Origin of the sequence: Rubrobacter tropicus, assembly GCF_011492945.1 — a bacterium.
Classification (GTDB): domain Bacteria; phylum Actinomycetota; class Rubrobacteria; order Rubrobacterales; family Rubrobacteraceae; genus Rubrobacter_D; species Rubrobacter_D tropicus.
Genome location: NZ_CP045119.1, coordinates 174,115 through 187,710 on the forward strand (window position 1 = coordinate 174,115; position 13,596 = coordinate 187,710).

Annotated in this window: 13 protein-coding genes; 11 read left to right on the forward strand and 2 right to left on the reverse strand. The window is 69.3% G+C overall.

The window, feature by feature from the left end:
- Positions 1–12 precede the first annotated feature (12 nt).
- The 8 genes from GBA63_RS00920 (at position 13) to GBA63_RS00955 (ending at position 6,698) form a co-directional block, all read left to right on the forward strand.
- Entirely contained in the window at positions 13–612 is a 600-nt protein-coding gene (locus GBA63_RS00920) for a V-type ATP synthase subunit E (RefSeq protein ID WP_166172610.1), read from the forward strand.
- Positions 609–1,718, forward strand: coding sequence for a V-type ATPase subunit (locus GBA63_RS00925; RefSeq protein ID WP_166172612.1), 1,110 nt, complete (start codon positions 609–611; stop codon positions 1,716–1,718). Before GBA63_RS00920 ends, GBA63_RS00925 begins: the two co-directional genes overlap by 4 nt.
- Before the next feature lie 135 nt (positions 1,719–1,853).
- Positions 1,854–2,060, forward strand: coding sequence for a hypothetical protein (locus GBA63_RS00930; protein WP_166172614.1), 207 nt, complete (start codon positions 1,854–1,856; stop codon positions 2,058–2,060).
- Positions 2,057–3,850 (forward strand): V-type ATP synthase subunit A, encoded by a 1,794-nt coding sequence (locus GBA63_RS00935; protein ID WP_207957007.1) that lies wholly within the window; start codon positions 2,057–2,059, stop codon positions 3,848–3,850. The genes GBA63_RS00930 and GBA63_RS00935 overlap by 4 nt, the downstream gene beginning before the upstream one ends.
- Entirely contained in the window at positions 3,847–5,301 is a 1,455-nt protein-coding gene (locus tag GBA63_RS00940; RefSeq protein ID WP_166172616.1) for a V-type ATP synthase subunit B, read from the forward strand. Before GBA63_RS00935 ends, GBA63_RS00940 begins: the two co-directional genes overlap by 4 nt.
- A 62-nt stretch (positions 5,302–5,363) precedes the next feature.
- Positions 5,364–5,753, forward strand: coding sequence for a hypothetical protein (locus tag GBA63_RS00945; protein ID WP_166172618.1), 390 nt, complete (start codon positions 5,364–5,366; stop codon positions 5,751–5,753).
- A gap of 25 nt (positions 5,754–5,778) precedes the next feature.
- Positions 5,779–6,081: a hypothetical protein gene (locus GBA63_RS00950; protein ID WP_166172620.1), complete on the forward strand. Its 303-nt coding sequence runs from the start codon at positions 5,779–5,781 to the stop codon at positions 6,079–6,081.
- Positions 6,078–6,698, forward strand: coding sequence for a hypothetical protein (locus GBA63_RS00955; RefSeq protein ID WP_166172622.1), 621 nt, complete (start codon positions 6,078–6,080; stop codon positions 6,696–6,698). Before GBA63_RS00950 ends, GBA63_RS00955 begins: the two co-directional genes overlap by 4 nt.
- A gap of 399 nt (positions 6,699–7,097) precedes the next feature.
- Here GBA63_RS00955 and GBA63_RS00960 read toward each other — a convergent pair whose 3' ends face one another.
- On the reverse strand, positions 7,098–7,664 hold the full coding sequence (locus tag GBA63_RS00960; protein ID WP_166172624.1) for a YqhA family protein: 567 nt from the start codon (positions 7,662–7,664) through the stop codon (positions 7,098–7,100).
- Between the two features lie 85 nt (positions 7,665–7,749).
- Between GBA63_RS00960 and GBA63_RS00965 the strand changes: the two genes are divergently transcribed.
- The 3 genes from GBA63_RS00965 (at position 7,750) to GBA63_RS00975 (ending at position 12,905) form a co-directional block, all read left to right on the forward strand.
- Positions 7,750–8,682: a TerC family protein gene (locus tag GBA63_RS00965; protein WP_166172626.1), complete on the forward strand. Its 933-nt coding sequence runs from the start codon at positions 7,750–7,752 to the stop codon at positions 8,680–8,682.
- A gap of 188 nt (positions 8,683–8,870) precedes the next feature.
- Complete coding sequence (locus tag GBA63_RS00970; RefSeq protein WP_166172629.1) at positions 8,871–11,636, forward strand: cation-translocating P-type ATPase; 2,766 nt, start codon at positions 8,871–8,873, stop codon at positions 11,634–11,636.
- A 57-nt stretch (positions 11,637–11,693) separates the two neighbouring features.
- The gene (locus GBA63_RS00975; RefSeq protein ID WP_166172631.1) at positions 11,694–12,905 is read left to right on the forward strand and encodes a universal stress protein; all 1,212 of its coding nucleotides are present in this window, start codon (positions 11,694–11,696) and stop codon (positions 12,903–12,905) included.
- Here GBA63_RS00975 and GBA63_RS00980 read toward each other — a convergent pair.
- On the reverse strand, positions 12,902–13,594 hold the full coding sequence (locus GBA63_RS00980; protein ID WP_166172633.1) for a carotenoid biosynthesis protein: 693 nt from the start codon (positions 13,592–13,594) through the stop codon (positions 12,902–12,904). The two genes, GBA63_RS00975 and GBA63_RS00980, sit on opposite strands and share 4 nt — an antisense overlap.
- Positions 13,595–13,596 lie beyond the last annotated feature (2 nt).

Genomic DNA, 13,596 nt, shown 5'->3' on the forward strand with positions numbered 1-13,596 from the left:
GGAGGCCCGACGTTGCCGCTCAAAGACCTGCTGAACGCGATAGAGGCTGAGGCGGACGAAGAGAGGGCCCGCCTGCAGAGCGAGAGCCGGGCTGAGGCCGAGACCATCCTGGCCGGGGCCCGCGCCGACGCGGAGAGGGCGCGCGAGAGAGTCCTGCGCGCCCACGCCCCGGCTACCGCCGACGAGGCGAACCGCCGCGTCGCCCTGGCCCGTCTCGAAGCCTCCCGCCTCGAACGCGAAGTCCGCGAGGAGGCCTTCTCGCTGCTTATCGACGAGGCCCGGTCCAGGCTCGCCGCCGCCCGCGACGAGCCTGGATACCGCGACACGCTGCGCGACCTGATGACCGGGGCGCTCGCCGCCCTCCCCGATGCCTCGACCGCCCGCGTAAACCCGCTCGACGAAACGCTCGCCGTCGAGCTGGCGCGGGAGGTCGGGGCCAACGTTTCCGTCGCGCCGGACCCCGACGTAGGCGGCGGAGTCGTGCTCCGGAGCGCGGGCGGGCGCGTGGTCAGGAACACCTTCGAGGAGCGGCTCGCGACCGCCGCGCCGCAGCTACGGCCCTGGTACGGACAGAGGTTGCGGGCCATCGAGAGCTCCGCGGTGGGGCTTTGAAGCTTCTCACGCGGCGGGCCGACTTCGGGTACGGCAACGCGCGGTTGCGGGCGCGCAGGGCGGACCTGCTCGGCCGGGCCGGGTACGAGGCCCTGATCGGCAAGGACGTGGACGCCATACTCGGCGCCCTCTCCGAGACGCCCTACGGCCCCGAGGTAGAGGCGGCCCTCACCCGCCACCACGGCGCCCACAGGTTGCGCGAGGCCGTGCGCCACCACCTCGCCCGCGTCCTGGAGGAGATGCGATCCTTCTACAAGGATCGCGCCGGTGACCTCCTGGACGTCCTGCTCTCGCGCTGGGACCTCCACAACACCGTAACCCTGTTGCGCGGCGAGGCCGTCGCCCCGCACACCGAAGACGCCCTGCTCCACGTCTACCCGATGGGCGCGCTGGGCGACGCCCTCGCGCGCGAGGTTGCCCGCCAGAACGAGTTTGCCGCCGCCGTGCAGCTCCTGGTGCGCTGGAAGCTCCCCGACCCCGAGACGGCCCGCGGCCTCGGCGAGGCGTGGCCCGACTACGAACGCACCGAAGACTTCCCCGCCTTGGAGCACGCCGTGACCGCCAACTGGACAGCCCGAACCGATGGCATCCTGACGACCACCGGGAACGACGGCGCCCCCCTGCGGCGCTTCTTCGGGCGCGAGACCGACGAGAAAAACCTGCTCGTGGCCCTGCGCCTGCGCGAGGCGCTGCGGCGCGGCGAGACGGACGGCCTGCCCGTCCTCGAAGGTTATGGTGTCTACTTGCCCGGAGGGTCCACAAAAATAGCCCGCTTCGACGACGCCATCCGGCTCCCCGACGCGGGCAACGCCGCCACCGCGCTCGCCGCCGGCCACGAGGAGTGGCGCCGGCCGCTGGAGCGCTGGGCGGACTCAGGCGATCTGGCCGGGCTCCAATACGAGCTGGAGGCCCGCCGCGTCCGGGACGCGGCGGGCCTCTTCGCCACCGGAGACCCGCTCGGGGTGGACATACCCATCGCCTACGCCGTCGCCAAGGAGACCGAGGCGAGGAACCTGCGCCTCATCGGCGAGGGGGCCGCCCGCGGCCTCGACCCCGCGCGGGTCAGGGCGCGCCTCGTGCTCTTCGACGAAGGGGGCGTGCCGTGAGCCGGCTGGTCGTGCTGACCACCCCGGACCTCGCTCCCGGGTACCGGCTCGCCGGAGCCACCACCGTTCCGGTCGCCTCCAAAGAGGAATCGGCCTCGGAATTGCTCTCGCTCGTGGACGGGCGGGGGAGCGGGGGTGATAGCCGTACACGAGCCGTTCCATTCGGCCCTAGACAAGGAGTTGCGGCGCCGCTTCGACGCGACCACCGAGCCTTTGGTGGTCGCGTTGCCGGCCGGCGAGCCGGGTGAGGGCGACGGGGGGCGGCGGGAGCGGTTGATGAAGATGCTCTGGCAGGCGGTTGGGTACGAGATCACGTTCGACGCCGAGGGAGGCAAAGAGTGACGGATACGATAACGACGGGAAGCTCCCGCACCCCCGAGACCGGCGACGCCGGCGCGGTCTGGCGGGTCGCGGGGCCGGTGGTGGTGGCGAAGGGGCTCAGGGACGCGCGGTTGTACAACGTGGTCTTTGTCGGGGAGGAGCGGTTGCCGGGGGAGGTGATCCGTCTGGACGGGGAGCGCGTCACGATCCAGGTCTACGAGGAGACCTCCGGCATCCGGGTCGGAGAACCCGTCGAGGACTCCGGCGCCCCGCTTCAGGTCGAACTCGGTCCCGGCCTGTTGGGCGCGATCTTCGACGGCACCCAACGCCCCCTGCCCAGGATGGCGGAGCGTGACGGCGATCCCTTCGGCGCCCCCACCATGGCCCGCGGTATCTCGATCCCGGCCATCGACCGCGAAAAGGAGTGGGAGTTCGTACCGACCGTCGGCGTTGGCGATGAGGTGGTCCCGGGCGACGTGCTCGGCACGGTCGAGGAGACGTCCTCGCTGGTCCACAAGGTGCTCGTCCCGAACGGCGTCTCCGGCCCGGTAACGAGCGTTGAGGCCGGGCCGGCGCGGGTCGAGGATGCGGTGGCCCACGTGGGCGGCGAACCGGTCGCGATGCTCCGGCGCTGGGCGGTGCGCGAGCCGCGCCCGGCGGCGCGCAAGCTCGACCCGGACGTGCCGCTCGTTACCGGGCAGCGCATAGTCGATACGCTGTTTCCGGTGGCCCGCGGCGGTTCGGCGACCATACCCGGCGGCTTCGGGACCGGCAAGACGGTGCTCGAGCAGTCGCTCGCCAAGTACTCCGAGGCCGACGTCGTCGTCTACGTGGGGTGCGGGGAGCGTGGCAACGAGCTCACCGAGGTGCTCGAAGAATTTCCCGAGCTTCTCGACCCGAAGACCGGGGCGCCCTTGATGCAGCGGACGATCCTGATCGCCAACACCTCCAACATGCCGGTCGCCGCACGCGAGGCGTCCATCTACACGGGCATAACCATCGCCGAGTATTTTCGCGACCAGGGCTACGACGTCGCCATCATGGCCGACTCGACGAGCCGCTGGGGCGAGGCCCTGCGCGAGGTCTCGGGACGTTTGGAGGAGATGCCCGCGGAAGAAGGCTACCCGGCGTACCTGGCGACCCGCATCGCCGAGTTCTACGAGCGGGCGGGTTCGGTGGTGTGCCTCGGCTCCGACGGGCGCGAGGGCTCTGTTACCGTCGTCGGCGCCGTCTCGCCGCCCGGCGGGGACTTCTCCGAGCCGATCACGCAGTACAGCCTGCGCCTCGCGGGCACGTTCTGGGCGCTCGACACCTCGCTTGCCCGCAGCCGCCACTTCCCCTCCATCAACTGGGGCACGAGCTACACGCTCTACGACCTGGACGAATGGTTCGAGAGCGCGGTGCGGCCCGGATGGACGGAGAACCGGGCGTGGGCGCGCGACCTGTTGCAGCAAGAACGTACGCTGCTGGAGATCGTGCAGCTACTCGGCGCCGACGCCTTGGCACCACCGCAGCGCGTCATCCTGGCCACCGGACGCCTGCTGCGGGAGGACTTCCTGCAACAGTCCGCCTTCGACGAGGTGGACGCCTACTGCTCGCCCGAGAAGCAGTTCCACATGATGCGCGTTATTCGGGCGGCCCACGAAGGGATACAGGAGGCCGTTGGGCGAGACGTGGCCGTCGAGGCGTCGGCGGCGGTCCCGGCGGTCGCCGAGATAGGCCGCATGAAGTACTGGCCCGACGCCGGGGCGGAGAAGAACGCGGACGACCTCATACGGCGTGTGCGGCGCGAGATGGGAGGGTTGAATTGACGGAAAAGACGGAACAGAACGGCGGGGCCGTCGGCCTCGACCGGCTCTTCGCCGTCGAGCACCGGACCGTGAGCTACGTTTCGGGCCCGCTGCTCGTGGCGGAGGGCGCCTCTAACGTCGGATACGACGAGGTAGTGGACGTGGTGACCCCGGCCGGCGAGGAGCGCCGGGGGCAGGTCCTCGAAGTCGAGGGCGACCGGATGGTCGTGCAGGTCCTCGGCGGGACGCGGGGCCTCGACCGGCCCGGCACCAACGTAAGGACGCGCGGCGAGGTCGCCCGGATGGCCGTCGGCCCCGACCTCGTGGGGCGCATCCTCGACGGGTCCGGCACCCCCATAGACGACGGTCCCCCGTTGCAGCCGGCGGCGTACCACCCCGTAGGCGGCGAGCCCCTCAACCCGTTCGCCAGGGCTCACCCTTCCGACTTTATCGAGACGGGTATCTCCGCCATAGACGGGCTCAACACGCTCGTGCGGGGGCAGAAGTTGCCGATCTTCTCCGGCTTCGGGCTCCCGGCCATGGAGCTCGCAGCCCAGATCGCCGAGGGCGCCAGGGTCCCGGGGTCCTCTGGCGACGCCCCCGACGAGTTCGTCGTCGTCTTCGCGGCCATAGGCGTTACGCAGCGGGAGGCCGCGTTCTTCCGCAAGCGGTTCGCCGGGAGCGCCGCGCTCGAGCGCTCCGTGCTCTTTATCAACCAGGCCGACGACCCTACGATCGAGCGGCTGTTGACGCCGCGCGCCGCGCTAACCGCGGCCGAGTACCTGGCGTGGGAGGAGGGGCGTCACGTGCTCGTGATCCTCGCGGACATCACCAACTACTGCGAGGCCCTGCGCGAGGTCTCGGCGGCCCGCGGGGAGATACCGGGCAGGCGCGGATACCCCGGCTACATGTACACCGATCTCGCCTCGCTCTTCGAGCGGGCCGGACGCGTACACGGCAAGGAGGGGTCGGTGACACAGATCATGATCCTCTCGATGCCGGACGACGACATAACCCACCCCATCCCGGACCTCACGGGCTACATAACGGAGGGCCAGATCGTGCTCTCCCGTGACCTGGACCGCCGCAACGTCTACCCCCCGATAGACGTGCTCCCCTCCCTCTCGCGCCTGATGAACGCCGGTATCGGCGACGGCAAGACCCGCTACGACCACAGGCAGGTGGCGGACCAGCTCTACGCCGCCTTCGCCCGCGGCAAGGAGCTCCGACGCCTCGTCTCCATCGTCGGGGAGCAGGCGCTCTCTGAGGAGGACCGCCGCTACCTGGCCTTCGCCGACGACTTCGAGAACGAGTTCGTGGGCCAGGGCTCCGCCAGCCGCGCCATCGAGGAGACTCTAGAGACCGCCTGGCGCCTGCTCGACCGCTTTCCGCCGGCGGAGCTCAAGCGCATAAAGCGCGAGACCCTGGAGCGGCGCGGCATGGCCGGGTCCGCGGGGACGCCGGAGGTGTAACGGGCGTGGCCGTCGGGGAGGCGCGCGGTCGTAGGTCGGGGTGGGGCGGCCAACGGCCGACGGTGAACGAAACCCGCGGGGGACAGCCAGCCACCGGCTCGGGGCGGGATCCCCCCGACGCATTGCGCGTCTTGATCTCCTTCACCCCGGAGTACGCGGCCTACGGCGAGGCCTTCTTCCTGGGACTCCTCGGCTCCCGGCCGAAGGCGCATACGCGCCTCGTTCCCTTCCGGGAGGCCGGGGAGGCCGTCGAGCGCTTTCAGCCCCACCTCGTCATCTCCGACGGGGCCGTCGCGGCGCCGGGGGCGGCGAAGGCGAGGATAGCCTCGGAGCCCACAGAGCCTTCGACCATGCGTCTGGGGGGCGTGGTCCGCACGGTCGTAAACCCGTCGGTCGAGGACCTGCTGGCTTTCGTCGAGGAGGTGGCGGAATTCGTGGGAAAGGGCCGGTAGCCGGCGGAACAGGAGAGGAGGAGTGGTGTACGCGAGGATCAGCACCTTCGGGGGACCGTCGGAGCAGACGGCCGAGGGGATAAGGGTGGCCCGCCGGCAGTTCTTGCCGGCCGCCAGGTTGCAGGAGGGCTTCCGGGGCATGTACCTGATGTTTGACGCGGCAAACGGGCGTTCGCTCGCCATGACCTTGTGGGAGACGGAGGAGGACATGGCTCGCAGCGAGGAGGCCGTGCGCCGGGCGCGGGCCGAGAGCGCCGAAGCCTCGGGCGAGACGGTGGTCTCCGTAGAGCGCTACGAGGTCGCCTTCGGGGAGCTCGTCGACTCTTGACGGCCAGGCTCTACGCGCGGACGGCCGGACCGCTCCTCGTGCTGCTCGGGATCGCGGGAATCTTCTCCGGCGGGTTCCCCCTGTTCGGGGTGCTCAACGTGGACCCCTTCGAGAACCTTCTGCACCTCGCCTCGGGCTTCGTGCTCCTCTACGCCGGCTTCTTTCCCCGGGGCGGACGCCTGGCCGGCGTCGTGAGCCTGGTGGCGGGGGCCCTCTACGCCTTCGTCGGGGTCGCTGGCATCGTCGTGCCGAACCTTTTCGGGCTCACGCCGGGGGGCTTGGGACTCGCGGACGATCTGGTCCACCTCTCTTTGGGCGTCTTCGGGATCGCCTCTGCCGACCTCGACCGCCGCGACGCGCCCCCGACCGGGGGCGCCGGCAGAAGAACCGTGGGATACGCGGCCGGAGCGTGCCTGCTGGGGGGCCCGGTCCTGGCCCTCCTCACCGGCGGTGGGGGGGGCGGGGTGCTCGTCTTCTGCGTGGGTCTTATCCTCGTCGGCGTGCGGACCTTGATGGGTGGTGGGGACCGGACGGTGGGCTGGGTAATGGTCTTCGTCGGCGCCCTGGCGGCCGTGGCCGACCTGACGAGGTTGCTGCTCGGCGTCGGCGCGGGGTAGCCGGGATTACAGCGGTTTGCGTAAGGACCGGCCCTCGCCGGCCGCGAGGCACCGAGGTCTCCAGGGGCGCGCCACGAAACCCCATGCAAGCCCCGATCCTCCACCCCTGACAGAGCGAAGTTCACAAGGATCGATCCACCCCACCCCGCGATCCCGGGGTGACGACCACGGTACGCCCGAAAAGTCCTTGCTGATGCCCGAAACCCGATACCCGTAGCCAGGCTAGCGGAAGGGTCGATCCTTGCGCTAGCCGCTGTCAGAACCTGAGGACCCGAAAGCCTTTTCGCGGTGGGCTCGACACTTCCGCGAACCGCTCTGGGCCCGTTACGCCGGGGTTCGTACGACCCGCGCTGGCGTCGCGCCCTTTACGGGGCCGCACTGCGCGTCCTTACCGGTCCCTTACCGGTCTCCGCCCTTGCCGGACCCGGCGGTTGGCAAGCGTCTGGTGGTCAGGTAGATGGCGGCGCTCACGAAGAGGATGCCGAGGCCGAGGTAGAGGAGATCGAGGGCGGTCTCGTAGGGGATGCGCAGCGCGCGCTGGAAGAACTCTATAAGGAGGACCAGCAGGATCAGGCGCGCCACCCGCTCCTTGAGGTCGTCGAGGTCGTGTACCTGGAGCAGGCGCGGGGATGCCTCGGAGAAACGGGCCACGTCTATCCGGTTCACGAAAAGCTCGTAGAGACCCAAGGAGACGATGATCAGGATGGCCGAGATAAGGAACCCGTCGAGCACCTTGACGATGGCCGTGATCACGTCCGCGCGCAAGTCGTTGCGCCCCGCCGCGCCCACCCCGAGGTCGCCGTAGTCCAGGACGAGGCCGAAAAAGTACACGAGGTCCACGAGCGCCAGGTAGAACGTCCCGAGCGCGAGCAGCACGCCGGCCACGACGGCGACGAGCATCAGGAGCCTGCTGTCCCACAGCACCCGCTCGAAGAAGCGCTCAAGCAAACCGGGCCGACGTTCCACCCCGCGCACTCTACCGGGCGCCTTGCGTCCCCGCCACCCGGGTCGTGTAACATCAGGCGAGTCCGAACAGGAATAAGGAGACCACTTGACGACGTTCCCGCTCTGGGCCTGGGCCGGTTTTCTGGTCCTCTTGGCGCTGTTGCTCGTGCTCGACCTCGCCGTGCTAGCGCGGGGGGCGAGGGTGATCTCTTTCAGGCGCGCGGCGGGCCTGAGCGCGTTCTGGATCGGGGTCGCCGCCGTCTTCGGCCTCGTACTCCTCGTCGTGGCCGGCCCCGAACGCGGCGGCGAGTACTTCGCCGGCTATCTCGTCGAGAAGAGCCTCTCGGTCGATAACGTCTTCGTCTTCGCCCTGATCTTCACCTACTTCGCCGTCCCGGACGAGTACCAGTACAGGGTTCTGTTCTGGGGGGTCGTGGGGGCGCTAATCCTGCGCGGCGTCTTCGTCCTGATCGGGGCGGAGCTCTTGAACCGCTACGAGTGGATGGTCTTCGTCTTCGGGGCGTTCCTGATCTACACCGGCATCAGGATGGCCTTCCACCGCGACTCGGAAGTCCACCCCGAACGCAACCCCGTCCTCCGCATCGTCCGCCGCCTCGTCCCCATGACCAAGGACTTCCACGGCCCGAACTTCTTTACCCGCCACTCGGGCAAGATCGTGGCGACCCCCCTCTTCGCGGTCATCATCGTCGTCGGCACCACGGACGTCGTCTTCGCCGTCGACTCCATACCGGCGATCTTCGCCATCACCTCAAGCGCTTTTATCGTGTGGACGGCGAACGCCTTCGCCGTGCTCGGCCTGCGCCCGCTCTACTTCATGCTCGCCGGCATGATGGACCGCTTCGTCTACCTCCAGACCGGGCTCGCCGTCATCCTCGTCTTTGTCGGCGCCAAGTTCATCTACTCCTACTTTTTCGGGAAGCTGCCTATCTGGATCTCCCTCCCCTTTATCGCGACGGTCGTCGCCGTCTCCATCGGGGCCTCCCTCTACAAGACCCGCGGCGCGATCTCCAACCCCTGACCGCCGCAAAATAGCCAACTTTCGCCGGGTTTTTGGTCGAACATGGTCAGGACGTATGCCCGGGCGCGCAGGATACTTCTCTACGTGAGACGAGACCCGGCGCCCCGGCCTACCCACCTCCCCTTCGAGGGGCGCCGGGCCTCGCTCTATCGAGAAACCCACGACGGCCACGACGGAGGACGTATCTCGTGAACCCCAAGACCGTGGTACCCCAAGGCTCGCATTCGCCCTGGCACGCCGTAAGGATCGAAGAGGTCCTGAGGAAACTCGGGAGTTCGGAGGAAGGACTGGGTGTTGCCGAGGCCGAGGGGCGGCTCGCCGAGGTCGGGCCGAACGTGCTGCAGCGGGCCAGGGGCGACGGGCCGTTAAAGATCCTGTGGCGCCAGGTCAACGACCCGCTCATCTACGTCCTGCTCGGCGCCGTTGCCCTCGCCATCTTGATGGGCAAGGTCGTCGACGGCCTGGTCGTCCTCGGCGTCGTGGTCCTCAACACGATAATAGGTTTCGTCCAGGAGTACCGGGCCGGCAAGGCCATAGAGGCGCTGATGGACATGGTTCCCCAGACCGCGACGGTGATCAGGGAAGGCCGCAAGACGACGTTGCAGGCGTCGGAGATAGTGCCGGGCGACATAGTGGAGCTCGCCCCCGGCGACAGGGTGCCGGCCGACATGCGCCTCTTGCGCGTCCGCAGCCTGAAGGTCGAGGAGGCCGCCCTGACGGGCGAGTCCGTGCCTACCGACAAGGCGACCGCGGAGCTCGACGAGAACACCTCGCTGGCCGACCGCGGGAACATGGTCTACGGCGGCACGCTCGTCTCCTACGGGACCGGCACGGCCGTCGTGGTGGCGACGGCCGGGGAGACCGAGCTCGGGCGCATCTCCTCGATGCTGCGAGAGACCACCCACGTCGAGACGCCGCTTACCAGGCAGCTCGCCGTGGTCGGCAAGTGGCTCACGGTTGCCATAGTCATCGTTGCTGCGATCCTCTTCGTGGTCGGGACGCTCAGGGGTTACCCGGCCGCCGACGCGGTGCTCGCCGCCATAACGCTCGCCGTCGGCGCGATCCCGGAGGGCCTGCCGGCCATAGTCACCATAGCGCTCGCCATAGGCGTCAGGCGCATGGCCGGCCGCCGCGCCGTCATAAGGCGCTTGCCGGCGGTCGAGACGCTAGGCTCCACGACCGTGATCTGCTCGGACAAGACCGGCACCCTCACCAAGAACGAGATGACCGTGACCGAGCTGTGGACCGCCGGCGGCAATTCCTACGCCGTCGGCGGCGTCGGCTACGCCCCCGAAGGCGACCTCACGGGACCGGGAGGCGAGAAGCTCCCCGAAGTGCCCGACGACGCGCGCCGCCTGCTGCTCGCCGGCGCCCTTTGCAACGACGCGGCCCTCGTTCATGGCGAGGAGGGCTGGCGCGTCAGCGGCGACCCGACCGAGGGCGCCTTGCTAACCGCGGCCAAAAAGCTCGGCGTGGACCCCGAGCAGACCAAGGGCTCCCACCCGCGCCTCGATGCCATCCCCTTCGACTCGGGGAGCAAGTACATGGCCACCCTCAACGAGACGGAGGCCGATGGAAGGGAGATCCTCGTCAAGGGGGCGCCCGAGGTGGTGCTCTCCCGGTGCTCCGCCCTCGAAGGCGGCGGACCTCTGGATACCGGGGCCGTGCTTGCGCGGGTCGAGGCCCTGGCCGCGCGGGGGATGCGGGTCCTCGCGCTCGCCTCGCGCCGGGTGGATGAGAAGATGGAGACCCTTCAAGAGAAAGACGTTGCGGGCGGGTTGGAGCTCGTCGGGTTGCAGGGCATGATCGACCCCCCGAGACCCGAGGCCGTGGACGCCGTCGAGGCGTGCAAGAAGGCGGGCATCTCGGTAAAGATGATCACCGGCGACCACAAGAGCACGGCCCGCGCCATCGGCGAGCAACTCGGTCTCGAGACCGGCTCCGGGGCCGTGACCGGCGCCGAATTGGACGGGCTCTCGGACGAGGAACTCCAGGGGGTCGTCGCCCGAACCGGTGTCTTCGCCCGGGTCGCGCCGGAGCACAAGATAAGGCTCGTCAGGAGCCTGCAGGCGCAGGGCCACGTCGTCGCCATGACCGGCGACGGCGTCAACGACGCCCCGGCCCTCAAGCAGGCGGACATCGGGGTGGCGATGGGCATAACGGGCACCGACGTCTCCAAGGAGTCCTCGGACATCGTGCTCACGGACGACAACTTCGCCTCCATCGAGGCGGCCGTGGAGGAAGGGAGGAGGGTCTACGACAACCTGATCAAGGCGCTCGCCTTCGTTTTGCCGACCAACATCGGGCTCGCCGTGATACTCACGGCGGCCGTCGCCTTCTTCCCGATCATAGGGGGGGAGCCGTTGCTGCCGATGCTCCCGACGCAGATACTCTGGATCAACCTGGTAGCGGCGGTCGCCCTCGCCCTGCCCCTGGCCTTCGAGGCCAAGGAGCCCGACCTGATGCTCCGGTCCCCGCGCGACCCGGACGCCCCCGTCCTTAGCCGCTTCGTAATCTTCAGGACCGTCCTCGTGGCCCTGCTGATGGCGGCCGGCGCCCTCGGGCTCTTCCTCGTGGAGTTTGCCGCGGAGGCGGGAAGGGGCGTGGGCACCGGGGCCGCGCTCGCCGAGGCCCAGACCACGGCCGTGACGACGGTGATACTGTTCCAGATCTTCTACCTGCTCAACTGCCGCTCCCTGCGCGACTCGGTGATGAAGATCGGGCTGTGGAGCAACCCCTGGATCTACGTCGGTATCGGAGCCCTCCTGCTGCTGCAGGCCGGCTTTATCTACCTGCCGTTCATGAACGCGGTTTTCGGCACGGCCCCCCTGCCGGCCGGTGCCCTCCTCCAGGCCTTCGTGGTCGCCCTCGTGGTGCTGCCCGTCATCGGCGCCGAGAAGTGGCTCCGAAACCGGGGCGGTCGAAAGTCCCCGACGACGAAAGAAGGGGACTGATCATATGCTAGTCAGATAGAACGCCCGGACGAGCCTCTCGCGGGGAAAGGAAGGACGATGACGGAGACGGGCTACTTCCCGGCAAAGATACTGCTCGCGACCGACGGTTCGGAGGACGCCTCCGCGGCGACCCGGGCGGCGGTGGATCTGGCGAAGAGGAGCGGCTCGGAGCTGCACGTGGTTCACGCCTTCGAGTTCATCCCGCCCCGCGAGTACATGAGCGTCGCGCTCAGGCTCCGTACGGCCCAGGGGGCTTCGGCCAGAGGACAGGAGCTTCTGGACGAGCAGGTCGAGCGGATCGAGAGGTATGGAGTGAAGGTTGCGGGCGCGCAGGTGAGGGCGGGGTCGCCGGTCGACCAGATCCTCTCCGCGGCCGAGGAGATCGGGGCCGGGCTCGTGGTTATCGGCCGCAGGGGCCTCGGCGGCGTCAGGCGCCTCCTGATGGGCAGCGTCTCGGAAGGCGTTATACACAACGCCCGCTGTCCCGTCCTGGTGCTCCGCGGCGAGGAAGGCGCCTGGCCGCCCTCGTACGTGATCATGGCCGACGACTCATCCGCGGATTCGAGGAGCGCCGCGAGGCTTGCGGCGACCATGGGCGGCCTTCTCGGGGTCGAGGGCATGCTCGTGCAGATCTACCCGAGGCTGCTGAAGACCTCGCGGGACGCCGGACCCCTTCAGGCCAGCATGGTAGATCACGCCCTGCTGGGGGCCGAGGCGGAGTTGAACGTCCTCGCGGACGAGCTGGAGCGCCTCCTGGGGCGCCGCCCCGGGGTGAAGCTCGTCCCGGACGAGGGTGCCGACGGGATCGATGGCATAGCTCTAACCCTCATGGACGAGGCCCAGGAGGCCGGCGGAACGGCTCTTATCTCCGTCGGCAGCCGGGGCGTGGGCGGGATCCAACGCGCGCGGGTAGGGAGCGTCTCGACCAAGGTGGTCCGGGCGGCGGACGGGCCCGTCCTGATCTACCCCCAAACCCCTGAACGTCCGACCATCCAGGAAGAGGCCGCCCTGGAGGAGTCGTCTTTCTGGTCCAAGCTGTTCGACGACCGGTACCGCTCCGGCAGGCAGGAGAGGGTCATCTCCTACATCGCCCACCGCCTCGGCGACGGCGCGAACCTCAAGGAGGTGACGCAGGAGGAGTACGTCCGGCGCCTCGCCTCGTCGACCGAGGTGGACGAGATCCTCAGAAACCCCAAACTCGTGGAGGCCGCCCGCCGGAAGATGCAGGAGGGCTTTGAGGAGGCGGGCAAGGACCTCGGCTCCGTCTAACGCCGGGTCTCCCCGCCGGCCGCCAGCGCGACGGGGAACAGGGCGGAATACAGAACGTACCGGACCTTCCCGCGCCTTACCGCCCAGGCCACGGCCGCCAGGTAGGGGGGCAACAGGAGCAACGCCGGGAGCCGGCCCACCGGTCGGCTCTCCGCGAAGGTCCGGTTGTGGGCCGAAGCGACGCCCCCGACGAGCAGTAGCCAGCCCGCGTAGTTGACGAGCGGCACCCCGTTTCGCCCGTTGGCGCCGGCCACCTCGGCGGCGTAAGATCCATCGCCGCTCCACTCCCACAGGCCGGCGTCGAGCCCGGCGGGGTCGAGCACGAGGTCGAGGCTCGTCCCGACGAGCGCCGCGCCGGGCGGCAGGAGCCTCTCTCTGGTGGCATCCTCAAGGTGAAGGGCGTCGAGGGCTTTCTCCGCGACGGCGAGGGAGCCGTTTGTGGCGCAGTACCAGCCGAGAAGAACGGCGACCGGGACATTCGCCACCCGCGGTCGCGTGCGGTGGCGCAGGAGGCCAAGCGGTCCCGTCGCCAAGAGCTCGCCGACCGCCGGCAGGCCGACGCCGAGGGCGAAGAGGCCTGCGGCGCGGCGCGGTCCTCGCGTCCGCACCGAAGAGGCCAGGTTCAGGGCCGCGCCGAGAACCGAGCCGGCGAGCAGGAGCCTGGAAAGCTTCGGGTCAACGTCGTCCATGC